Annotated in this window: 18 protein-coding genes; 10 read left to right on the top strand and 8 right to left on the bottom strand. The window is 60.7% G+C overall.

Annotation, left to right across the window (positions count from 1 at the left end; genetic code table 11):
- Positions 1 to 338: 338 nt before the first annotated feature.
- Positions 339 to 719 carry an ApaG domain gene (locus tag ACILSO_RS20690; protein ID WP_395739355.1) on the bottom strand — a complete coding sequence of 127 codons (381 nt, stop codon included), beginning with the start codon at positions 717 to 719 and terminating at the stop codon, positions 339 to 341.
- A gap of 83 nt (positions 720 to 802) precedes the next feature.
- Between ACILSO_RS20690 and thiD the strand changes: the two genes are divergently transcribed.
- The 3 genes from thiD to ACILSO_RS20675 all read left to right on the top strand — a co-directional run bounded on the left by thiD (position 803) and on the right by ACILSO_RS20675 (position 2,918).
- Complete coding sequence (thiD, locus tag ACILSO_RS20685) at positions 803 to 1,615, top strand: bifunctional hydroxymethylpyrimidine kinase/phosphomethylpyrimidine kinase (protein ID WP_395739354.1); 813 nt, start codon at positions 803 to 805, stop codon at positions 1,613 to 1,615.
- 248 nt (positions 1,616 to 1,863) lie between these two features.
- Positions 1,864 to 2,709, top strand: coding sequence for a S41 family peptidase (locus ACILSO_RS20680; protein WP_395739495.1), 846 nt, complete (start codon positions 1,864 to 1,866; stop codon positions 2,707 to 2,709).
- Positions 2,710 to 2,735: 26 nt separating this feature from the next.
- A complete protein-coding gene (locus tag ACILSO_RS20675) occupies positions 2,736 to 2,918 on the top strand; it encodes a hypothetical protein (protein WP_395739353.1) in 183 nt (60 codons plus the stop codon).
- 251 nt (positions 2,919 to 3,169) lie between these two features.
- Here the strand turns inward: ACILSO_RS20675 and ACILSO_RS20670 are convergent, their stop codons facing one another.
- The gene (locus tag ACILSO_RS20670; protein ID WP_395739352.1) at positions 3,170 to 4,699 is read right to left on the bottom strand and encodes a Gfo/Idh/MocA family oxidoreductase; all 1,530 of its coding nucleotides are present in this window, start codon (positions 4,697 to 4,699) and stop codon (positions 3,170 to 3,172) included.
- An 83-nt stretch (positions 4,700 to 4,782) separates the two neighbouring features.
- On the opposite strand from ACILSO_RS20670, the gene ACILSO_RS20665 reads away from it, so the two are divergent.
- The 3 genes from ACILSO_RS20665 to ACILSO_RS20655 all read left to right on the top strand — a co-directional run bounded on the left by ACILSO_RS20665 (position 4,783) and on the right by ACILSO_RS20655 (position 9,501).
- Entirely contained in the window at positions 4,783 to 6,249 is a 1,467-nt protein-coding gene (locus ACILSO_RS20665; protein ID WP_395739351.1) for a sulfatase, read from the top strand.
- 183 nt (positions 6,250 to 6,432) lie between these two features.
- Entirely contained in the window at positions 6,433 to 7,989 is a 1,557-nt protein-coding gene (locus ACILSO_RS20660) for a sulfatase (protein ID WP_395739350.1), read from the top strand.
- Positions 7,990 to 8,064: 75 nt separating this feature from the next.
- A complete protein-coding gene (locus ACILSO_RS20655) occupies positions 8,065 to 9,501 on the top strand; it encodes a Gfo/Idh/MocA family protein (RefSeq protein WP_395739349.1) in 1,437 nt (478 codons plus the stop codon).
- Between the two features lie 154 nt (positions 9,502 to 9,655).
- On the opposite strand, the gene ACILSO_RS20650 is transcribed toward ACILSO_RS20655, so the two are convergent.
- Positions 9,656 to 10,912 carry a response regulator gene (locus ACILSO_RS20650; RefSeq protein ID WP_395739348.1) on the bottom strand — a complete coding sequence of 419 codons (1,257 nt, stop codon included), beginning with the start codon at positions 10,910 to 10,912 and terminating at the stop codon, positions 9,656 to 9,658.
- Between the two features lie 4 nt (positions 10,913 to 10,916).
- Entirely contained in the window at positions 10,917 to 12,161 is a 1,245-nt protein-coding gene (locus ACILSO_RS20645) for a sensor histidine kinase (RefSeq protein ID WP_395739347.1), read from the bottom strand.
- 497 nt (positions 12,162 to 12,658) lie between these two features.
- Here ACILSO_RS20645 and ACILSO_RS20640 point away from each other — a divergent pair, with 497 nt between their 5' ends.
- The 3 genes from ACILSO_RS20640 to ACILSO_RS20630 all read left to right on the top strand — a co-directional run bounded on the left by ACILSO_RS20640 (position 12,659) and on the right by ACILSO_RS20630 (position 15,451).
- On the top strand, positions 12,659 to 13,780 hold the full coding sequence (locus ACILSO_RS20640; RefSeq protein ID WP_395739346.1) for a glycerate kinase: 1,122 nt from the start codon (positions 12,659 to 12,661) through the stop codon (positions 13,778 to 13,780).
- Positions 13,781 to 13,855: 75 nt separating this feature from the next.
- On the top strand, positions 13,856 to 14,785 hold the full coding sequence (fabD, locus tag ACILSO_RS20635) for an ACP S-malonyltransferase (RefSeq protein ID WP_395739345.1): 930 nt from the start codon (positions 13,856 to 13,858) through the stop codon (positions 14,783 to 14,785).
- 117 nt (positions 14,786 to 14,902) lie between these two features.
- Complete coding sequence (locus tag ACILSO_RS20630; protein ID WP_395739344.1) at positions 14,903 to 15,451, top strand: redoxin domain-containing protein; 549 nt, start codon at positions 14,903 to 14,905, stop codon at positions 15,449 to 15,451.
- A gap of 62 nt (positions 15,452 to 15,513) precedes the next feature.
- Here ACILSO_RS20630 and ACILSO_RS20625 read toward each other — a convergent pair whose 3' ends face one another.
- Together ACILSO_RS20625 and ACILSO_RS20620 are read right to left on the bottom strand one after the other, a co-directional pair.
- On the bottom strand, positions 15,514 to 16,806 hold the full coding sequence (locus tag ACILSO_RS20625) for a glycosyltransferase (protein WP_395739343.1): 1,293 nt from the start codon (positions 16,804 to 16,806) through the stop codon (positions 15,514 to 15,516).
- Between the two features lie 57 nt (positions 16,807 to 16,863).
- Positions 16,864 to 17,394: a GNAT family N-acyltransferase gene (locus ACILSO_RS20620; protein WP_395739342.1), complete on the bottom strand. Its 531-nt coding sequence runs from the start codon at positions 17,392 to 17,394 to the stop codon at positions 16,864 to 16,866.
- A 171-nt stretch (positions 17,395 to 17,565) separates the two neighbouring features.
- On the opposite strand from ACILSO_RS20620, the gene ACILSO_RS20615 reads away from it, so the two are divergent.
- Positions 17,566 to 18,888: a hypothetical protein gene (locus tag ACILSO_RS20615; RefSeq protein WP_395739341.1), complete on the top strand. Its 1,323-nt coding sequence runs from the start codon at positions 17,566 to 17,568 to the stop codon at positions 18,886 to 18,888.
- Between the two features lie 15 nt (positions 18,889 to 18,903).
- On the opposite strand, the gene ACILSO_RS20610 is transcribed toward ACILSO_RS20615, so the two are convergent.
- Together ACILSO_RS20610 and ACILSO_RS20605 are read right to left on the bottom strand one after the other, a co-directional pair.
- Positions 18,904 to 20,505, bottom strand: a complete 1,602-nt coding sequence (locus ACILSO_RS20610) for an arylsulfatase (RefSeq protein WP_395739340.1) — start codon at positions 20,503 to 20,505, stop codon at positions 18,904 to 18,906.
- Positions 20,506 to 20,570: 65 nt separating this feature from the next.
- Positions 20,571 to 22,327 (bottom strand): DNA gyrase C-terminal beta-propeller domain-containing protein (locus tag ACILSO_RS20605; RefSeq protein ID WP_395739339.1); only part of this gene is annotated, 1,757 nt, incomplete at its 5' end.

Genomic DNA, 22,327 nt, shown 5'->3' with positions numbered 1-22,327 from the left:
GCCATCAAGATCACGTAAAGATGGACGATCACCAAAGAACCGAGCGTGAGGAAGAAATTTAAGGCGCGAATGCTGCACTCGCCACGAAGCGAAAAATGAGAATGCGGCCTGAAGGGAACGATGACAAGCAACACCCACAGAAGCGCGTACGAGGCCCAGAATAGAGCGAACCCTGCGATGTCAAAAACGCGCGAGACTCCAAGGGAGTGATGCCAGGTCAACTTTTCGAGGATTCCGCAGAGAACCGCTGCAAGAAGAAGCCCTATAACGACAGATATGAGCCGTGCGCTTTCGATTCGGACGAACGACTTCAACTTCATTCAGAGATCATCTTTTGTTCACACCATCAGCGGCGGATGCATCTCGATGGGGGGAATCTTGGTGCAGACGCGGCGGCCGTCGGGGGTGGTGCCGAAGAAGGAGCCGGTGGCGGTGCTTTCGGTTTTGATGACGTGGTAGGAGTTGTAGCTGAAGGTTTCCCCGGGGGAGAGATTGGGGAACTGGCCGACGACGCCATCGCCCTCGACGACCATGGTGTCGCCGTCGGTGTCACGGACGATCCACTTGCGGCCAAAGATGCGCACGATGTCGGGGGAGTCGTTGTGGATGGACAGGTGATACACGAACGGATGCGGCCGGTCCGGCGGAGCAGGCCGCGTGGGATCGTAGGCAATGCTGTCCACCGTGACCGTGAGTCCTGGTAACGGATCGAAATTCATGGGGGGAGTTTAATTCATACCCCGGATGCCACAAGGAGGGGTTTGCAAAAAGCAACCGAGGCCGTACCATCGTCCCCCCCACCATGCCCAGCCCCCCCGTCGTACTCACCATTGCAGGTTCAGATTCTTCATGCGGAGCGGGTGTACAGGCGGATTTGAAGGCGATCGCAGCGCTGGGCGGGTATGGGCTGAACGCGCTGACGAGCGTGGTCTCGGAGACGCCGGGACTCGTCTCCCAAGTGCGGCTGCTGGATGCGGAATTCATTGCAGATCAAATGCGTGTGCTGTTTGGCGGGTTCCCGATCGCCGCGGCGAAGACCGGCATGCTCGGGGGGCGGGATCAGGTGCATGCGGTGGCGGAAACCTGGCAGCGGCTCGGGCACGGGCGCATCCCCCTGGTGGTGGACCCGGTGATGGTGGCCACGAGCGGGGGGAAGCTGCTGGAGGACGCGGCCGTGCGGACGCTGATCGATGAACTGCTGCCGCTGGCCAGCCTCATAACGCCCAACATGGATGAAGCCCGGGTGCTGTGGGAACGGGAGGTGGCGAGCCTGGAAGACATGGAGGCCTGCGCCCGGGATCTGAGCGCCCGGTTTGATGCCGCCATTCTGGTTAAGGGAGGGCACCTAAAGGGAGACGCCGCGGATGTTCTCTGCCATGAGGGAGAGATCTCCTGGCACACCGCTCCCCGGACACCGGGGGTGCGCACGCATGGCACCGGCTGCACGTTTTCCGCCGCCATCGCGACCGGGCTGGCGCAAGAAATGGGGCTGGATAATGCCGTGAGCAATGCGAAACAGTTCGTGAGCCAGGCCATCGCGCAGCATTTCGCGTGGCAAAACGCTGGCGCAGGCCCCGTACATGCTCTCAATCATCTCCATCTGACCGACGCATGAGAAGACTCGCCCTCGCACTGACCTTTGCCACCTCCGTGTCTGCCGCCGGCGCCAAGGAGACGAAGGACATCAGCCAGGCGGGCATTCAGACGGCGTTTCGCATCTTGCAGAAGGAGTACATCCGGAGCAGCGACCTGACCTTTGACGTGCTGAACCGCGCCGCGCTCTCCGGCCTGCTGGCACGACTGGACTTCGGTGCGGAGCTGGTGCCGCGGACCAGTGAGGCCAAGTCCGGAGCGCTGACGGGAGTGCAGGCGGAGAAGCTGACGCCGCAGATCGGCTACCTGCGCCCGCGTGAGTTCACCCATCGTGAGACGGTGGAGATGGAGAAGCAGTTGAGTGAGTTTGTGGCCGCGAAGGTGGCCTACCTCATCCTCGATCTGCGGACACCTGCGCCGCCGGGAGATTTCAATGACGCGGCGGACATGCTGAGCCTCTTTGTGCCGAAAAACGAGGTGCTCTTCAAGATGAAGCAGATGGGACAGGCGGTGTCCGAGACCGAAACGAACCTGCGGGAGCCGGCGTGGGCGCAGCAGCTGCTGGTGCTGGTGGATGATGAGACCAACAATCTGGGGGAAACGCTGGCGGCGGTGCTGCGGCTGCGCAAACAGGCGCTCTTGATCGGTGCTCCCACACGCGGCGGCGCGGTGCGCTATGAAACGGTGCCGGTGGATGCCGAGTGGTCGCTGCGCTTTGCGCGTGCTGAAGTGCTGCTGGCGGATGACAGCTCGGTCTTTAAAAAAGGCCTGCAGCCAGACTTTGCCGTCGCCATGCCGACGACTTTCAAGCGGCAGGCCTTTGAAGCCAGCGATGAAAAGGACGTGAAAAGCACGATCACCGACAAGCCGAGGCAGCGATTTAACGAAGCCGCGCTGGTGGCCAACAAACACCCCGAGCTGGACGCTTATCTCAAGCGGTCGGCAGGTCAGCCTCTGCCGGAAGATTCGCCCAAGCCTTCAGACAAAGTGCTGCAGCGCGCGGTGGATCTCATCACCACACGCACGTTGTTTCAAAGCGCCAAAATTGACTGGAACCGCAAGGTCTCCGGCAGCAACGAACCTCCGGCACGCCGTGCCATACCTGTGACACCGTAATGGAAATAGCCGACCGAATCGAAACCGTGGCCACCATCCGCCGGGTGCTTAGCGCCCGCACCTGCCATGCAGTGCTGCCGAATGGGAAAGAGATTTTCGGCACCATCCAGAAGCATCTGCCGGATTTCCCGTTGCAAGAGGACGCGCGCGTTCGTGTGCGGATGCACGTGTGTGATTTTTCGTATGGGGAGATGCTGGGCGGGGTGTGAGGAGGGTGATTGGAGGTCTGCAGGTTGATCAGTGGTGCTGGCGGGGTCCTGCGGCGGATGCGATTGATTTTTGGTGAGGTGAGAACGGGTCTGCTGGCGGGAGCGCTGATCGACGGACAGGAGTGTCTGTCGTACTTCAAGGCATGCACACCGAAGCGTGGCAGGGGGCTGCCACGGCTTGGTTTGTGATGCGGTGAGAATGGGTTTGCTAGCGGGGGCGCGGATCGACAGACAGGAGTGTCTGTCGTACTTTAGACTTCATCCGGAACGACAAAGGGAGGACGATACTTGTCTTTGAGCATGGCGTTGGCGGCGTCCTGATCGATGAAGCGTTCGGTTTTGCTGTCCATTTTGAGCACGGGACCGAGGGCGAGCATGTCCTTGGCGAGGTCGACCTCATTTTTGCCGAGGTGTTCCTTCATGCGCTCAAAGCTTTCGGCACCGAGGCTGTCGGCCTTGATCTTTTCCAGTATGGCCTCCGGCTTGTCTTTCTGGCCGAGGCGGTAGCTGATGTTGCCTGTGTGGCAGAGGGCGCTGGAGAGGTGGCCTTCCAGGATGTCGGCATGCAAATCCTCCACTCTGCGGCTTCGGCAGGCTTCGATGAAGTTTTTGAAGTGGTCTTCGCTGCCTTCAAACTTTTTCATTTCCTTGCCGTCTTTGTCAAAGACGACGGCGGCGGAGTAGCTGGGAACGACGACGGTGCCGCCTTCGCACTCAACGATGACACCGACGCCTGCGCCTTCGACACCAGGTTCTCTTTTGCCATCTTTGCCTTCCTTGCCGGGAAGAGGCTGGAACTTCACGCCCTTGCTGGTCTGCATAAGCTTGTCCATGTTCTTCCCGCCCTTGGCCGACGGGAGGCCGCGCACTTCAAAGATGAGGGGGGCTTTTTCGTAGCCGTGGTAGATGATCTGGGTGTTGGCGGTTTCGCCATCGTCTTCATACCCGAGGCGGCCACCCACGCTCCACACGCTGGGGGAAAGCTCCATCTCTCCAAGGAACCAGCGGGCGATGTCCATCTGGTGAATGCCCTGGTTGCCGAGGTCGCCATTGCCGTAGGCCCAGGTCCAGTGCCAGTCATACTTGAGCTTCTTGCGCATGAGCGGGCCCTTCGGGCCGGGTCCGCACCAGAGATCGTAGTCGATGGATTCGGGAATCGGCTGCGCGCCTTCTGACTTGCCAATGCTGGGACGGCTCTTGTAGCAGAGGCCGCGGGAGACCAGGATTTTGCCCAGATTTCCCTGCTGCACATACTTCACGCCCTCGCCAATGCCTTTGCGGCTGGAGCGGGACTGGGTGCCGGTCTGCACGATCTTGCCGTATTTGCGCGCGGCTTTGACCATCTGGCGGCCTTCCCACACGCAGTGGGAGACGGGCTTCTCCACGTAGACGTCCTTGCCAGCCTGCACGGCCCAGATGGTGGCCAGCGCGTGCCAGTGATTGGGCGTGGCAATGCTCACTGCATCGACATCCTTGTTTTCCAGCAGCTTGCGAAGGTCCGAGTAACCCTGGACTTTGATCTTTTCGTTGTCGTAGCCCTTCAATCCATTGTTGAGAATGTTGCTGTCCACATCGCAGAGAGCCGAGACACGCACACCCGCGCCGTCTTTGTTGAGCTTGTTGTAGCCGCTGATGTGGGAGCCACCACGGCCGCCGAAGCCGATGACGGCCACGTTGACGGTGTCCCCGGGGCTTTTCTGAGCCCAGGAGGTTTTGGCAATGTAGAAGACGCTGGTGGATGCAGCGGCGGATTGTTTGAGGAAGGAGCGGCGGTTGGTCATGGCGTGAAGGAAAACGCCACACACCGCGCCGCCTTTCGTGATTGATAAAGCGGCGTGCATGTCTTCGTTGCCTCATGCCGACCATGATCCGACTTCTTGCCTTCCTGCTGCTCGCCACGCTGTCTCACGCCGCCACGCGGCCCAATGTGCTTTTTATCCTGTGCGATGACCTGCGGCCCGATGCGCTGGGCTGCTACGGCTCCAAGCATGTGAAGACGCCGAACATCGACCGCCTGGCCAACGAGGGCGTGAGGTTTGCAAACACGTTCTGCACCACGTCCCTGTGCTCGCCGAGCCGCGCCTCCATCCTCAGCGGGCTGTATGCGCATGCACATGGTGTCACGAATAATTTCACCGAATACCCCGCCACGCTGCGCAGCTTTCCTTCCGTGCTGCACGATGCCGGCTACGCGACCGCCTACTTTGGCAAATATCACATGGGCGAGGAAAATGACGAGCCGCGTGCCGGATACGACACCTTCGTGACCCACAAGGGCCAGGGCAAATACTTCGACACGGAGTGGAACCTCAATGGCAGGAAGCGCGAGGTCATCAAAGGCTACTACACCACGGTGGTGACGGATCTCGCCATGGACTGGCTCAAGCAGCAGAGCGCGGACAAGCCCTGGTGCGCCTGCATCGGCCACAAGGCGCCGCACAGCTTTTACACACCGGAGCCGAAGTACGAGCATGTGTTTGACGATGTGCGCGTCCCCTACCCTGCCACGGCCTTCATGCTGGATGACAAGCCCGAATGGATCAAACAACGCCTGTACACCTGGCATGGCATTTACGGCCCGCTGTTTGAGTGGCGGAAAAAATTCCCGGACGACAGCCCGGCGGCTGTGAAGGATTTTGAAAACATGGTGCACGGCTACTGGGGCACCGTCCTGAGTGTGGACGACAGCGTGGCCCGCGTGCGCGCCTGGCTGGAGGAAACCAAGCAGCTGGACAACACCATCATCGTCTTCATGGGAGACAACGGCCTGCTGGAAGGCGAGGACGGCATGGTGGACAAACGCACGGCCCATGAGCCGAGTCTGCGCATTCCGCTGATCGTGCGCGCACCGCAGCTCACGAAGGAGCCAAAGGTGATCCCGCAGCAGGTGCTGACGGTGGATGTGGCGCCCAGCCTGCTGGCGCTGTGCGGAGCGCCGGCCTTGGAGAACATTCACGGCAAGTCCTTCGTGAAACTGGTGCAGGATGGAGACTCCACATGGCGCAAGAGCTGGTTTTACCACTACAACTACGAGAAACAATTTCCCTACACACCGAATGTCCGCGCGGTGCGCACAGACGGGTGGAAGTTCATTCACTATCCGCACGGTGACGGCAGCGCCGACAAGCACATGGCAGAGCTTTACGATCTGAAAAACGACCCGGGAGAAACCAAAAACCTCATCGGCAAACCTGAGATGGTGGGCAAGCTCGAAGAACTCCAGGCCGAGCTGGCCAGGCTCATGAAAGCCACCGGCCTTGACGACAAGACTGACAAAATGCCCCTTGATGAAGGCGTGAAGAGCGGGCTGCCGGACGCGAAGATCAGGTGAACATTGAATGCCACTCGACCACGATATCATCGAAGACCTGGCGCACGCTCCCTCAGGCGGGCGGACGAGCCGCTGGCTTGGGGGTGTTTTGATTCCAGAAATTTACCGCCCCCTCACTCATAACTTCTTGTCAGTTCTCACAAGCTAAGACAGCGTCCCATTCCACTCCAGCCACCTCTTTTCATGCATCGCACCCTCGCCCTTCTTCTTTGCAGCGCTGGCCTTGTGGCTGCGCAGAGCCCCGCACCCGCGCAGGCTCCCATACCATCTCCTGCCACGACAGCACCGGCGGCTCCGGCCACCGCGCAGCCGGCACCGGTGAAGGTGCCTGTGGTGCCGCAGCTTCCGGCGGGAGCGCCGCCGAACATCATCGTGATGCTCATCGATGACATGGGATGGACGGATCTGAGCTGCTACGGCTCGAAGTATTACGAGACACCGCACATCGACAAACTGGCTCAGGATGGCATGCGGTTTACGCAGGCGTATTCCGCGTGCACGGTCTGCTCGCCCACACGCGCGGCAATGATGACGGGCAAGTCCCCTGCCCGGCTGCACATCACGGACTGGATCGCAGGGCATGTGCCGAGCAATGGGCGGCTGCTGATTCCCAACTGGACGATGCACCTGCCGCTGGAGGAGGAGACGCTGGCAGAAAGGCTGAAGACGCGGGGCTATGCGACGGCGAGCATCGGCAAATGGCACTTGGGAGACGAGGAGTTTTACCCGACCACGCAAGGCTTTGATGTGAACATCGGCGGCATGCACATCGGCTCGCCTCCGAGCTACTTTTCCCCCTACAAGATCGCCACGCTGCCGGATGGCCCCAAAGATGAATTCCTGAGCGACAGGCTCGCGGACGAGGCGGTGAAGTTCATCGAAAAGAACAAGGAGAAGCCTTTCTACGTCTATCTGCCACATTACGGCGTGCACACACCGATCATGGGCAAGCCGGAGGTTATCGCCAAATATCAGGCAAAGAAGGCTGCGGGCGGCCACAGCAATCCTGTGTATGCCGCGCTGGTGGAGAGCATAGATGACAGCGTGGGCAAGCTGCGCGCGAAGCTGGAGGAGCTGAAGCTGGCGGAGAACACGATCTTCATTTTCACCAGCGACAACGGCGGACTCAGCGGGCAGGTCAATCCGAACGGCTGGACGCGAGGCCCGACGGACAACAGCCCGGCACGACTGGGCAAAGGCAGCGCGTATGAAGGCGGCGTGCACATCCCGCTCATCGTCTCGTGGCCCGGGCTGGTGAAGCCGGGAACGACCTGCGACGTGCCGGTGATCACCTACGATCATGTGCCCACGCTGCTGGCGGCCACGCAGACGGCCGCGAAGAAAGACCAGGTCTTTGATGGCGAATCCCTGCTGCCGCTGCTGGGGCAGACCGACACGCTGGCACGCGAGGCCATCTACTGGCACTATCCGCACTACCACCCTGGCAGCGCGCGCCCTTACAGCGCCATCCGCGAAGGCGATTACAAGCTCATTCTTTTCCATGAGGACAACCACGTGGAACTCTACAACCTGAAGCTCGACGCCGGGGAGGAGGACAACCGCGCGCCCTTTGACGCGGTGCGCGCCCTGCAGCTGCGGGACAAGCTCATGGCCTGGCTCAAGGAAACCGGGGCGCAGATCCCGGAGCGCAATCCGAAGTACGACCCCGACAAACCGCTGAACGAACCCCGCAAGCCGGGCGCTGGGAAGAAGAAAAAGGCGGAGGCGAAGGCGGAGTAGCGACACTTTCGGTGAGGCGCACTGCCGTTTCGTTTCCTCAGAAGTTCTGGCGCTGAGGAACGTTTAAGCTTCACCATGAGCGCAAGCCAGCCCACCTCTTCCCGTCGTCAGTTCCTCGCACGCAGCGCCACGGCCGCTGCGGCGTTTGGATTTCCCGCCATCGTCAGCTGCAAGTCGCCGAATGAAAAACTGAACCTGGTTTTCATCGGAGTCGGAGGCCGTGGCGCCTCCAACATCAAAGAACTTGCGGGAGTGGCGCTGTATGTGCCGCCACGTGGGAAGAATGCCGGCAAGCCCGGCGGCGCCGAGCCACCGCCGCCAACCATTGAGCCGCGCGAAAACGTGGTGGCGCTATGCGATGTGAACGGTGAGAACCTGGACCGTGCGGGGGCGGCCTTTCCCAAGGCGCAGAAGTTTCGGGATTTCCGCAAGCTGTACGATTCGCTCAGCGCCAACGAGATTGATGCCGTGGTGATCAGCACCACCGAGCACACGCATGCGTACGCCACGCTGCCGGCGCTGCTGATGAAAAAACCGGTGTACTGCGAAAAGCCGCTCTCCCACAATGTGGCTGAGGCGCGCCTGATCACCGAAGCCGCGGCCAAGGCGGGTGTGGTGACGCAGATGGGCACGCAGATCCACGGCATGCCGAACTACCGCCGTGTGGTGGAACTGATTCAGAGCGGGGCCATCGGCAAAGTCACCGAAGCGCATGTGTGTGTGTCGCGCGCCTGGGGCCTGCAGAGCAAGGAGGACGCGGAGAAGAACGGGGACATCGTGCACGTGATGGAGCGGCCGGCCGTGGCGGAAACACCGCCGCCGTATCTTGACTGGGATCTGTGGATTGGCCCTGCACCCATGCGGCCCTACAGCAGCGTCTATTTCCCCGGACCGAAATGGTACCGCTGGTGGGACTTTGGCAATGGCACCATGTCCGACCTCGGCAGCCACTGGAATGACCTGCCCTTCTGGGCGCTGAAACTGGACGCCCCGCTGAGCGTGGAGGCGTTTGGCCCGCCGGCGCATCCTGAGATAGCGCCGGCGTCCATGCACGCGGTGTATGAATACGGTCCGCGTGGCGACATGCCAGCGTGCAAGATCCACTGGCACCAGGGTGCGGACAAACCTGAGGTGTGGAAGAACGATCCCATCATCAGCAAATGGAGCAACGGCGTGCTTTTTGTGGGGGACAAGGGCATGCTGCTCTCCGACTACGGCAAGCACATCCTGCTCCCGGAGGCGACGTTCAAAGACTTCCAGCCGCCGAAGCCGTTCATCGCCGATTCTCCCGGTCACCACGCGGAGTTTCTGGCGGCCATCCGCAACGGCACCGCCACGGGAAGCCCCTTCAGCTACGCCGGACCGCTGACAGAGGCCAACCACCTGGGCAATGTGGCGCATCGTGCCGGAGGAAAGATTCTGTGGGATGCCAAGGCCATGCGCATCACGAACAATGAGGCGGCCAATCGTTTCCTGAGCCGTGTGCCGCGGGAGGGGTGGAAGCTGGGATGATGGGGCGCAGCGCGCGGCCATGACGCACCGTCCTTGGGATGGGCAGTGCCTTTCGCGGGTTTGAAACAAGAAGCGGGACTTGCCTAGTCCCGTTGGGGAGCGGCTGCTTCGCGCGCCCAAGCCGGCACTTGGCAAGGGCCGCTCCTTGGGGACACTAGGCCGCCACCATTTCCTCGCGCATTTTCCAGCGCTGTTCGTGCGTCATCAGGCTGCGGAAGAAGTCTTCCTCCTTCTTGGGTTCCAGAGTGGTTTCAACCGGGAGGCTGAATTCGAGTTCCAGGCCGCGGGGTTCCAGGTGGCGTGCTTCTGCGGTGCCGCCGTGGAGGTGCATGGTGACGTAGCAGGCCATCATGTTCACGCCAAAATCATCGGGCTTGCGGCTGCGGGTGTAGAAGGGGTCAAAGATGTTCACGGGCTTGTCCGCGCCTTCCCACAGGCCGGTGTCCCGCACGGTCATCACGACATGGGTCTGGCCTCTCGCATCGCGCCGGAGATGGGCGCTGATGTGGATGCTGTCCCCCGGAGACAGGTGGGTGAGCTCCTCCATGAAGATGAGGCGCCACATCTGGCGGAAGCGCGCGCCATGCACCAGGACCGGAGGCAGCGCGGGATCCACCTCCACTTCGATCTGCAGGTTTTTCTCCTTCATCTGCGCAGAGAAAAGCTCGATCATTTCGCCAATGACGCTGCTGAGATGGCAGGGGTCCGAACGGTCGAGGCGCTTGGAGTGGGAGGCCTCGGCCAGGCGCGCCAGCATGGACTGGATGCGCTCGAGCTGAGACTGCGCCTGGTTCTGCACATCGATCCAGAAGGAAGGGTCGCGTGGATGTGCGCCGCCGATTTCCTCCATCAGTTTCATGGGGGCAAGATCGATGAAGGCGCGCACGACGGTGAGTGCATTGCGCAGGTGATGGTTCAAGCCTTCCGCCAGGATTCCGAGGCCGGAAACCTTGTCTGCGGAGAGCATGTTGCGCACGCTTTCTGCCTTCTCCACCAGGAGGCGCTCGCGCTCGATCAGCGCGTGGTAGTAGTCCAGCGCATGGCGGATGACCACGCTGAGTTCATCCGGGTCCCAGGGCTTGTGCAGGTAGCGGAAGCAGCGGCCGGAGTTCACGGCATCCACCGCAGCCTGATAGTCCGTGTAGGCCGTGACGAGGATGCGCACGAGGTTGGGGTTAAGTTTGCGGGCATGCTCCATCAGTTCGACCCCGCTGGGGCCGGGCATGCGCTGATCTGTGAGCAGGAGGCCGATCTGCGGGCCGTAGTTTTGCAGGATGCGGTAGCCGTCCATCGCGTTGCTGGCGATGTGTATGGTGTATTCATCACCGAAGATCTCCTTGAAATAATGCAACGCCTTCTCCTCGTCATCGACGTAGAGGATGTGGTAGGGAGATAGCAGCGGACTAGGCATGACTTCAGGCATTCTCCGGTTTTTTAAGGCTCAATGTAAACTGGGTGTGACTGCCTTCCACGGAGTCGATCTTGACCTCGCCGCCCATGTTTTGGATCATACGGAAGCAGATGCTCAGGCCGAGGCCCATGCCCTGCCCCACCTGCTTGGTGGTAAAAAATGGATCGAAGATCTTCGAGAGGTTTTCCTTGGGTATGCCTGCGCCGTTGTCCAGCACGATCAAGTCCACGCCGGTGGCCGTGGCGCGCGCCTTGAGCCAGATGGTCGGGGAGGGACGTCCGGCCATCGCATCGAGGCTGTTTTGCACCAGGTTCAGCAGGATTTGGATGAGGTAGTTTTCATCCCCCTGCGCGATGACTCCCTCCGGGATCTCATCCACCATCAGCACGCCACGATCTCCGATTTCTTTGGCGAGAAGGCGCAGGGCCTTGCGTGAGGTTTCCTGAAGGTCCACCGGGCGGGAGCCGCGGTTTTCGGGGTGCGCGAAGGTGCGCAGGTCTGAAACGATGGCGGAGACGCGGTCGATGCCCTCACCGATATCTTCAGCGATGCTCGTGAAGGTCTCGGCGATATCTGGCGGCAGAGCTTTGCCCTTTTTCTTGAGCAGGTAGATCGCCGACTTCACGTAGTTCAGCGGATTGTTGATCTCATGGACAATGCCGGCGCTGAGGCGCCCGATGGAGGCAAGTTTTTCGCTCTGATCGAGCTGAGCTTCCGTCTCCCGCAGGCGCTTCAGCGTGGCGGTAAGCTCCGCATTGCGCGCGGCCAGCTCCTCGCGCTGGTCTTCCACTTTGCAGCGGCTGGCGAATTCACGCAGGCGGATGGCGTGGTGCTGGCGGCTGCCGAAGTAGAGCACCACGCAGTTCAGGAGGATGAAGCCGGTGTTGTTGACAAAAATGCCCAGCTCGTGGGAATACTCCGTGAAGTTCAGGTTCGGAATGGTGGCGGCGAAGTAGGCCAGCAGCACCAGACCAAGGGTGATGCCGATCTCCCGAAAGGTCCAGTGGAATACGAAGGCCGTCGAGACGACGCAAAGCGTGAGACCTGCGTAATAGCCGGAGCCGGGATCTCCGCTCAGGTAGATCATGAAGCAGATCATCAGAGCCGGCAGCAGCGGCAGGATGATGGGGTAGGCACGGCAGTATTTGCGTCCTAAAGATCCATTCAATGCCAGGAGCAGCGGCACACAGCTGGCCGCGCAGGCCAGACGCAAAACCAGAAACTGCCAGTAGCTTTCAGGATATGCCATCCAGTCCAAGAAGCTGCACAATGGCACCAAAACCATGACAAACCAAGCTCCCATCCGCGCATTTCGCAGATTGAGCTCCATTTGCTCCTGCTCGAACCGGTTTGGTGCGGGCACGACTTCTGCGACCTCCTCCCTTCTCGAGTGGTCGGTGCTGGGTGCGATCAGGGGCGAACCGATCTCTGCCAGGGCGGCGATTGACATAATTACTATAAAATTAATAATAATTACGTTGATATAGCAAGGGCATTTCAAGGTTTTTTACAAATCCCTGACAGATGGGGTTTCGCCCCAGAGATGCCGGTTTCAAAGGGCGGGGCGTGGTAGCCAGGGGAAGAATTGGAGAAGCCACTTTGCTCCCAGCGCAGGTTCTCAAAAGCAGGTGGCGGGCCAATTTAAATGACTCATGAAGGCCTGTGATGAGATGGCTGGCTGCCAGACAGCGCGACTTCGCTTGACGTCACGCAACGCCTTGACCCCTTGCCATATTCTCCAACTCCATGCGCATCCTGATCGCCATCGATAAATTCAAAGGTTCCATTCCGGCCACCGTGGCCGCGCAGGCCATCGCGGCTGCACTCAAAAGGGCGGCGCCGGAGGCGGAAAGCGACCTCTGCCCGATCGCCGACGGCGGCGAAGGAACAGCCGAAGCGGTGGTGGCGGCGCTGAATGGAAGCTGGTGCGAGACGCCTGCATTCGATGCCCAGAACCGGCCGGTGAGGGCGCGCTACGGGCTGGTGCAAACGGCGGGCCGGCTGGAGGCGATCATGGAAATGAGCGCCGCCTCAGGTCTCGCCATGGTGAGCGATCTGCCGCTGAATCCAGCCGCCGCCAGCACTCACGGCACCGGTTTAATGATCCGGGATGCCATGGCACGAGGCGTGCAGCGGATCGTGATCGGGATCGGCGGCAGTGCGACCAATGACGCCGGGGTGGGCATGGCGGCCACGCTGGGATACCGCTTTCTGAATGCTGATGGACAGGCGCTGGAGCCTACCATTGCCAGCATGGACCGGCTGGCCAGGATCGAGAAACCCGAAGCCCCCTTCCCCGAGATCCTGGTGGCCTGTGACGTGAACAATCCCCTCCTCGGAAAAGATGGCTGCACGCGCGTCTATGGCCCGCAAAAAGGCGTGACGGATTTCGAGTATTTTGAGAGCCGGCTGCAGCACCTCGCGGAGATTGCCAGACGCGATCTCGGCGCGGATCACGGGAACGTCCCAGGAGCCGGAGCGGCGGGCGGGCTCGGCTTTGGGCTGATGACTTTCTGCGGAGCCAAACTGACGAGCGGCTTTGACTTGATCGCCGATCTCGTGCACCTGCGTGAACGAGTTGCAGCCGCAGATCTGGTGATCACGGGTGAGGGCCGGCTGGATGCGCAGACGCTGCATGGCAAGGGACCGATGGGCGTGGCTGACATGGCGCGCGAACTGGGCAAACCGGTCGCCGCTTTAGCTGGAGCCATTTTGGCCGAGGAGCAGCTGCGCACCCGTTTTGACCTGCTGTGTGCCATCAAGCCCCCGGAAATGCCGCTGGCCGAGGCCATGCAGCGCGGGCCGGAACTGCTGGAAGCGGCGGTGCTGGCCCAGGCCGCCGCCCTTCGCGGCCTTTTGACGGCCTGACCATCTCTTGACCGGTCCCCCTGACCGTGCTCAGTGCTTACCTCCCTTCCCACTATTACAGACCACACTCCACGAATGAACGCAGTCCTCCTTTTCTCCGGTCAAGGCGCCCAAAAAGTCGGCATGGGCAAAGATTTTGCCGAAAGCTATCCCGCCGTGCGCGGTCTCTTTGACCAGGCCGATGCCACCCTTGGCTATTCTCTGACGAACATCATGTTTGAAGGGCCGATTGAGGAGCTGACCAAGACCTCCCGCTGCCAGCCCGCGCTGTATGCCCACGGTCTGGCCATCCTGGAAGTGCTGAAGAGCAAGGTGCCCACGCTGAACGTCACGGCCACCGCGGGCCTCTCGCTCGGCGAATTCACCGCACATGCCGCGGCAGGCACGTTTGATTTTGCCACCGGACTCGACCTCGTCTTCCAGCGCGGCAGCTTCATGGAGGAAGCCTGTGAGAACACCAAGGGGGCGATGGTGGCCATGCTGGGTGGTGAAGAGTCCGCGATCCGTGAACTGGCGAAGGAATGCGATGTGGACGTGGCGAATCTGAACTCCCCCGGCCAGATCGTGCTCAGCGGCAGCGCCGAAGGCATCGCTGATGCAGCGGCCAAAGCGAAGGACAAGGGCATCAAACGCGCCATTACCCTGCCCGTGGCCGGTGCCTATCACAGCCGTTTGATGAAGTCTGCGCAGGACAAGCTGGCCGTGGCGCTGGCAGCCGCTGCCATTCAGAGCCCGAAGGTTCCCGTGGTGTGCAATTTTGAGGCTCGTCCTGTTTCCACGCCGGAGGAGATTCGCGCCACTCTGACCGCCCAGGTGACCGGCAGCGTACGCTGGGAAGAGTCCGTCCGGTATCTCATCGCCCAGGGAAACACCCTGTTTATCGAGCTCGGTCCGGATGCCGCGCTGGCGGGAATGGTGGGCAAGATCGACAAGAGCGTGAAGGTCATCAGCATCAAAGACGCGGCGTCGCTGGATGCAGCGGTGGCGGCGCTGACGGCGGCGTAACTCATTTGTCGGTTTCCTTTGTTGAACAGCCGCTTGCGCAGTCATCTGCCAGGCGGCTGTCTCAGTACACGGATTCCTTTTTAAATAGAAATTTCCACCCATTCTCGTTTCAACTTCATGCGCTTTCTCACGATTTTAACTGCTCTTCTCTTCACCAGCATCGCCTCCGCGCTCGAACTTCCAGCCATCGATGGCAAGAGCTACGATCCTGCGGCTGTAGGCGCAAAGAAAGCCGTCGTGCTGTTCTTCGTCTCTCCCTTCTGCTCGACCACCAAGTCGTTCATGAAGGAGATCAATCAGATCAGCACTGACTACGGTGACCGTGTGGTGGTGTATCTGGTGCATTCGGATCCTGAGATCACCAAGGAGGTGGCCATGGAGCATACCATTCTGTCCGAGGTGAAGGCCACCGTGCTGCTGGACAAGGAGCAGGCGCTGGCAAAGCAGGTGAAGGCCACGATAACCCCGGAAGCGGTAGTCACTGGCCCTGATGGCAAGGTGCTGTATCAAGGCCGCATCAACGACCTCTACCTCGGCCCGACCAAGCGCCAGCGTGCAGCCACCACGAAGGATCTGCGCGATGCGCTGGATGCCATTCTCAGTGGCAAGCCGGTCCCAGCTCCACAGGAACCGGCACAGGGGTGCAAGATTGGCGGGATGAAGTGAGAGGCGGCTGTATCGTTGCTGTTTCGCACCGGCGCCACAGATTCCGATCAGTGGCGCTGCACCTAGGCTGCATTCACGCAGGTCATCTTCCGATGGTGCAGTTCAGCGCCATACCCGGCCAGTATTTCAGCGCTCCGGTTCCATGAGTAGTCGTTGGTGACACGTTGCAGCGCATTTGCTGCAAGGGTCCGGCGCAAAGAGCTGTCATTCAGCAGCCGCACAGCGGCATCGCTCAGCGCGGAAGCATCATCGGCCAGCACAATCTCGTGCCCGTCCCGCACGTGCAGTCCTTCGGCACCCACGGAGGTGCTGACGACCGGCACGCCCGCCGCCATGGCCTGCAGAATTTTGAGACGCACGCCGCTGCCTGCTCTCAAAGGAACGACCAGCATGGCGCACTCGCGCAATGGCGTCACGACCTCCTCCACCTTGCCGGTGACCTCGATGCCCTTGTCCGCAGCAGCAAGCCGTTTCAAGGCTTCGGGAGGATCGCGGCCGATGACACGAAAACGCACCTCAGGCATTGTCTGGCGGATCACCGGCAGCATCTTTTCAATGAACCAAAAGGCAGCGTCCGCATTGGGAGGCCAGTTCATGGTGCCCAGAAAAGCGATGCATGGAGCTGCCGTCTGCTCAAGCACTGCCGGCGGCAACCCCCGTGCGTCTGGATTGGCCCCAGCCGGCACGCAGCCCAGAATGTTGGGCAGCCTGTAAATGTCCCGGTGATAGATGCCGTCCTCGTAAGAGATGGTGGTCACTCCGTCAAACAAACCGCACAGCTCAGGCTCCCGGCGTTTCATGCGGCGCGCCATCTCATTAAAAAACAGGCGCATGAAAGGATGGCGCTGCAGCTCGGACAAGCGCTTCCAGATCAGAGCCTCCACATTGTGCTGCAGCAAAATGACGGGGGTTGTGCGCGGTCCCTTCCATGATGCAAAGACCGGGGCGACGTAAAGTCCGTCTGCGATGATCAGGTCAAAACGTCCGCTCTGCTCCAGCTCCCGCGCACGCCGGGCAAAGCTCTCACTGTGGAACATCGTCAGCGAAAAGGGCTCGCGGGAGGCGAACAAATTGCGGGCAATGGGCCAGAGAAAACTGAAGAGCCTGCGCGGAGCCCATTCTTCCATGAACTGGGAGAAAACACATTCCCTTTTATGGGCGTAAGACACCGTCTCGCTGCCGCCCTCATCGGCGACTTTGTGAGACTCCAAAACATGCACCTGGCAATGCGCCATCAGATGCTTCATGAGGTGATACGAGTAAACCGCCCCTCCATTGTGCTGCACCTGGCAGCCTCCCACCCTCAGCCACAGAATGCGCAGGCGATCGGTGGAGGCCGGCGAAGAGGAGTTCATGGGCGGGCTTGCGAGGAGAAGCGGATCAACCGCCTTCTCCACATGGAGCAGGCGGCCCTACCATACCAGAACTTCTTCTTCAGGCTCCTCCCTTTTCACCGTCGTCCACCGGTACATGATCGGATAGATGGGCCGCTTGTCCTCGAAGAAGTCAGACACAAACGGCGGCGCGAAGGTGCTGAAGCCAAAGTGCTGATACAGCGGCAGCAGGTGCTTGCCTGTTTTGGTGATCAGATACTCAGCCTCGTTTTTGACGGCGTATTCGTTGATGCCCATGCACATTTTCAGCAGATGAATGCCGCCGCTGCCTTTGATGGTGCATGCACGTGAGAGTTCCAGGCTCAGCCTGGCAGATGGCAGCACGAGGTCCTTCAACTGAGATTCGTGCATCATTTCAAACTTCTCCACTTCATCGCTGCGCAGGACGCGTGTCACTCCCAAGATATTGTCTCTTTTGTCGAAGAGCGCGAAGTGATGAGCCTGCTCGTCAAACTGATCCAGCACATGCGTGATGGAGTTCCCGTAGGAGGATCGGCGGAATGATTCGATGATCTCCCGGTGGGTTTTAAAATCGATCTCTTTAACCATGGTTGCTCCATGGTTTCGTGCGAGCGGTCAGCAGCAGCCGTTGGTGATATCTTTAGACATTCATTCTTGCAGGCGACGCCTGCTGGTGCAGTGCATCCCATGCTTCGATTGTGGAATCTTTACCGCGCCTCAAGATCAATCCGTCATGCACAGCGCCTGAGCCGTTCAGAGATGCTGAAGCTGCAGGAAAAACGCTGGCGCGCCGCAGCACATCGGGCATTCGCCGGCAGCCCTTATTATCGGCGCTGTCTCGCGGGGCTCGATCTTGACCGCTGCTCCCTTTCTGACATTCCGGTGCTCACCAAGCCGATGCTGGTGAAGCACTGGGACGAGATTGTGACGGATCCGCGTCTCCACTGGAAGCAGCTGGAACAACATCTCAAAGATCCGCGGAACTGGCACAAGCTGCTGCATGGCCGCTGGATGGTAAGCATGACGTCTGGCAGCACCGGTGCGGCCATCGCCATCCCAAATGACATCACTGCCGTGGACTGGAATCATGCAGCGCATGCGATCCGCAATGCGCCCACACCCGACGGGGCTTCGACTCCCGGGGTTCCACTGTTTGGCAAACGTCCGGTGGCGGCGTCGTTCATCTGCTCCGCGGTGCCGTCCGTTTCAGCCTCGCTGCTGCACACCCGGCCATGGATCGGTTCGCTTTTTTGTGATTACCGGCCGATCAGTGTCACCGCTCCCTGGAGCGATATTCTTCAGCAGGTGCAGGCGATGCAGCCGGACATTCTCATCGGCTACGCCTCCATGATAGGCCGGCTGGCCCAGGCGAAAATCGACGGCACTCTGCGGCTGGAACTCCCTCAACACAAAGGGGCCATCTCGACGGGAGGGGACACGCTGACGCCGGGGATTCGACAGCTCTGCCGCGAGGCCTTCGGGATCGAGCCTCTCAATGGCTACGGTTGTGGAGAGACACTTGGCATCGCCCGTCAGTGGCCCGGCATGGAGCACATGGTGGTCTTTGAAGATCTGGCGGTGTTTGAAGGCGTGGATGCCAAGGAGCAGGAATGCGCGCCCGGCGTCCTTTCAAATCATGCACTGGTCACGCCGTTCTTTAACACGGCGATGCCGCTCCTCCGCTATCGCATTGATGATCGCGTCTCCTTCGGCCCTGCCCCTGCGGGCTGGCCGTTTAAAACCATCCTGGAGCTGAGCGGCCGCAGTGCGATGACCTACACATTCCGGGTGCCGGAAAAACGCATTTTTGTGGGCACGAATTTCCTCTCTGTGATGGAGCATCAGCCGGAAGTGACATCGTATCAGTTTCGGCAAACGGCACCAGATGCCTTGGAATGCCGCTTCGTCGCTCAGACCGGTGCGTCGGCGGACAAGATCAAGGCGACACTCGAAACGTCCATTCGCCGCTGCCTTGTCGATGCCGAATGCGCGGAGGTCCGCTCCGAGGTGATCCCGGTGCATTACCTTGATGCTGACCCCCGCACCGGGAAGGTGGAGCAAAATGTTCCGCTCAAAGAATAACCGTGCGAGCTGAGCTCATTCGTCCGCTTTCTTCCCCTTCCCTTTGCCTTTCGTGGCGGGCCTTGGCCCTGCCTGTGCGACGTATTCCTGCTCCAACTTTTCCCAGCGCTCGGCCATGGCTTTCAGCCGCGCGGGTTCTTTGGCGGCGAGGTTGTGAGACTCTGCGCGATCGGTGCTGAGATCGTAGATCTCCCAGGCATCGCCGTTATCGGCAGCGCTGACGATTTTCCAGTCGCCTTCACGCAGGGCGCGATTGCCGGAATGATGCCAGAAGAGGAAGTCGCGGCTGACGGTCCCATCTTTGGCAAAGGCGGGCACGAGGCTGCGCCCGGGGAAAGGTGGAGCGTTCTCGGGCATGGCGGGCTGTGTGTCGCCGGCCAAAGCGAGCAAGGTGGGCACCACATCGATGACATGGCCAGGGGTGTGGCGGAGTTCGCCTCTGGCGCTGATGCCCAGCGGCCAGTGGGCGATGAAGGGTGTGCTGATGCCGCCTTCATGCACCCAAATTTTATGACGGCGGAAGGGTGTGTTTGAGACGGTGGAACCGCCAGGGCCAAGGCAGAGATAAGAAGCCGCCGCGCCCATGGGGGCCGCTTTGTCATGGCCAAGACCGCGAACCATGATCTCCGCGCTGGCGCCGTTGTCAGAGAGAAACAGAATGAGCGTGTCCTCGAAGGCATTCATGGCTTTCAGCTGCGCAAGCACCCGCCCCACTTCTTGATCCAGGCGGTCGATCATGGCGGCGTGGATGGCCTGCTTGGTGGCCTGAAACTGCTGCTGCTCCGCGGTCAGACTCTCCCACGGCACGGCGTGGCGCGTCTCGCCGGGGCCGAGGATTTCCAGATCGCTTTCCTTGCCGCTGGGTGCGGTGATCTGTGGTTCGGGATCTGACAGCGAGGTTTGTACGAGGCCGAGCTGCTTCTGTTTTTCGAAGCGTGCGGCGCGTGTCTGCGGCCAGCCTTTGGTGTAGGTGTCCTTGTATTTGGCGATGTCTGCCGGGAGTGCCTGGATGGGGAAGTGTGGCGCGGTGAAAGCGATGTAGCTGAAGAATGGGGTGCTGGCATGCTGCTGCGCGTGCTCCTTGAGGAAATCGATGGCGTGATCCGCGATGGCAATGCTCGAATACCACTGGCCTTCCGGCTCGGGCAGCGGCGCGTCATCGAGCATGTGCTTCTTGGGATGGAAGTGGTTGTCCTGCTGAACCACGTAGTAGGAATGGGTGAAGCCGCCGTCCGCGACCACGCGCGGCGCATTGTTCACATGCCACTTGCCGGAGTGGTAGCTGCGATACCCGAGCGCACTCAGGCGCTGCGGCAGCGTGCGCACCCAGGCTGGGAATTTGCCATACTGCGGGTCCATGCCGATCTGCTGGGCGTAGTGCCCGGTCATGAGCACGCTGCGCGTGGGCCAGCAGCGCGCGGTGTTGTACACCTGCGTGAAGCGCAGCCCGCCGGCGGCGAGCTTGTCGAGATTTGGCGTGGCGATCTCACCGCCGTAGCAGCCGAGGTCGGAGTAGCCGAGATCGTCCGCGAGGAAGATGACGAAGTTGGGTTTGGCGGAGGCTGCGTGGAGAGTGGCGCAGAGGAAAAGGAAAAGAAAAGCAGGAAGCCGGAGCATAGGCATCCAAACGATGCCCATGACCGACTTCCTGCTGCAAATGCGGGAGGAGTGGCTGGGAACGATTACTCGGCCGCAGGCGAGCCTTCAGCAGGAGATTCTGCGGCGGGCTCCGAAGCTGGCGCATCCGGAGGCGTGACCTCTGCAGTGGCTGCGTCTGCCACAGCTTCAGCGGCGGCTTCATCAGCGACGACGGTGGCGACGTCTTGGATGGTTTCGCCTTCGTTGAGGCCCATGAGTTTGACGCCCTGGGCATTGCGGCCGGTTTCGCGGATGTCGCAGACGCGGATGCGGACGCTCTGGCCTCGGGTGGTCATGAGCATGAGTTCGTCCTTGTCGTGCACCGCCTTGGCGGCGACGACCTTGCCGGTCTTCTCGGTAACGTTCATCGTGGTCACGCCTTTGCCGCCGCGATTGCTGAGGAGACGGTACTCATCAAACGCGGTGCGTTTGCCGAGGCCGTTTTCAGACACGACGAGAACCATGGTGTCTGGCTCGTTGGTGATGCAACTGACGAGGAAGTCGCCATCATCCAGCGTGATGCCGCGGACACCGGCCGTAGCACGGCCAATAGGGCGCAGATTTGGCGAGGCGGGATCGTCTCCCGTTTCATGGAAGCGGGCGCACATGCCTTCATGGGTGACGAGGCAGACTTCCTTGTTGCCGTCGGTGAGCACGACATCGACGAGGTCGTTTCCTTCATCGAGCTTGATTGCGATGATGCCGTCTTTGCGGTAGTTTTTGAACTCTTCGAGGGCGGTCTTTTTAACGGTGCCGTCCTTGGTGGCGAAGAGCACGTACTTGTCCGCGGCCCACATGGCTTCGTCCTCAGCGCCCTGTGCTTTAAGAATCAGCACGCTGGCGATTTTCTCCTCGGAACGCAGGTTCAGCATGTTTTTGATGCTGCGGCCTTTGCCGGTGCGTGCGGCTTCGGGGATCTGATACACGCGCTCCACGTACATGCGGCCGGTATTGGTAAAGAAGAGCAGGAAGTCGTGCAGGTGCGCGCTGAAGAGGTGCTCCACGAAGTCCGTGGCCTCGTCCTCGCCTTGGGACTCGCGAGTTTCCATGCCCTTGAGCCCTTTGCCGCCGCGGCCTTGCACGCGGTACTCGGCGGTGGCGGTGCGCTTGATGCTGCCCATGTGCGTCATCGTGACCACGGTCGGGTCGTTCGGGATGAGGTCGATGCTTTGGATCTCGCCCTCGGCGGCTTCGATGCGGGTGAAGCGCGGGGTGGCGTGCTTGAGGCGGATGGCTTGCAGTTCGTCCTTGATGATCTGCAGCACGCGAACTTCACGGGCCAGGATGTCCATGAGATCGCGGATGCTGGCGAGGATTTCGTCGTAGTCGCCTTTGATTTTGTCGCGCTCAAGGCCGACCAGCTGGTAGAGGCGCAGTTCCAGGATGTCCTCGACCTGCTTGTCGGTGAAAACATAGCGGTCCCCCTGAATGCTGGCCTGGCCGCGAATGAGAATGCCGAGCTGTTCCGCGGTGCTGACGGCGAAGTTGTAGGCCTTCAGGCGTTCGCGTGCTTCGTCGCGATTGCGGCTGTCGCGGATGATTTTGATGAAGTCATCTAAATGGCCAAGAGCGAGGAGCTGGGCTTCGAGCTTTTCGGCCTTAACCTCAGCCTGCTTCAGCAGGTAGCGGGTGCGGCGGATGATGACCTCACGGCGGTGCTCGATGTAGCACGCGATGGCGTCCTTCATGCTGAGCACGCGCGGCTTGCCACCGTCGATGGCGAGCATGTGGATGGAGAAGCTGGTCTCCAGCGCAGTGTGCTTGTAGAGATTGTTCAGCACCACCTGGGCGCGGGCATCGC

The sequence above is a fragment of the Prosthecobacter sp. genome (assembly GCF_044226605.1).
Taxonomy (GTDB): Bacteria; Verrucomicrobiota; Verrucomicrobiia; order Verrucomicrobiales; family Verrucomicrobiaceae; genus Prosthecobacter.
This window is presented reverse-complemented; position numbering and strand designations above follow the sequence as displayed.

Excerpts from the sequence above, each read along its gene's own strand:
- ACILSO_RS20690 (WP_395739355.1), bottom strand. The coding sequence starts at position 719 with ATGAATTTCGATCCGTTACCAGGACTCACGGTCACGGTGGACAGCATT.
- thiD (WP_395739354.1), top strand. The coding sequence starts at position 803 with ATGCCCAGCCCCCCCGTCGTACTCACCATTGCAGGTTCAGATTCTTCA.
- ACILSO_RS20670 (WP_395739352.1), bottom strand. The coding sequence starts at position 4,699 with ATGACCAACCGCCGCTCCTTCCTCAAACAATCCGCCGCTGCATCCACC.
- ACILSO_RS20665 (WP_395739351.1), top strand. The coding sequence starts at position 4,783 with ATGATCCGACTTCTTGCCTTCCTGCTGCTCGCCACGCTGTCTCACGCC.
- ACILSO_RS20660 (WP_395739350.1), top strand. The coding sequence starts at position 6,433 with ATGCATCGCACCCTCGCCCTTCTTCTTTGCAGCGCTGGCCTTGTGGCT.
- ACILSO_RS20655 (WP_395739349.1), top strand. The coding sequence starts at position 8,065 with ATGAGCGCAAGCCAGCCCACCTCTTCCCGTCGTCAGTTCCTCGCACGC.
- ACILSO_RS20650 (WP_395739348.1), bottom strand. The coding sequence starts at position 10,912 with ATGCCTAGTCCGCTGCTATCTCCCTACCACATCCTCTACGTCGATGAC.
- ACILSO_RS20645 (WP_395739347.1), bottom strand. The coding sequence starts at position 12,161 with ATGGCATATCCTGAAAGCTACTGGCAGTTTCTGGTTTTGCGTCTGGCC.
- ACILSO_RS20640 (WP_395739346.1), top strand. The coding sequence starts at position 12,659 with ATGCGCATCCTGATCGCCATCGATAAATTCAAAGGTTCCATTCCGGCC.
- fabD (WP_395739345.1), top strand. The coding sequence starts at position 13,856 with ATGAACGCAGTCCTCCTTTTCTCCGGTCAAGGCGCCCAAAAAGTCGGC.
- ACILSO_RS20630 (WP_395739344.1), top strand. The coding sequence starts at position 14,903 with ATGCGCTTTCTCACGATTTTAACTGCTCTTCTCTTCACCAGCATCGCC.
- ACILSO_RS20625 (WP_395739343.1), bottom strand. The coding sequence starts at position 16,806 with ATGAACTCCTCTTCGCCGGCCTCCACCGATCGCCTGCGCATTCTGTGG.
- ACILSO_RS20620 (WP_395739342.1), bottom strand. The coding sequence starts at position 17,394 with ATGGTTAAAGAGATCGATTTTAAAACCCACCGGGAGATCATCGAATCA.
- ACILSO_RS20615 (WP_395739341.1), top strand. The coding sequence starts at position 17,566 with ATGCTGAAGCTGCAGGAAAAACGCTGGCGCGCCGCAGCACATCGGGCA.
- ACILSO_RS20610 (WP_395739340.1), bottom strand. The coding sequence starts at position 20,505 with ATGCTCCGGCTTCCTGCTTTTCTTTTCCTTTTCCTCTGCGCCACTCTC.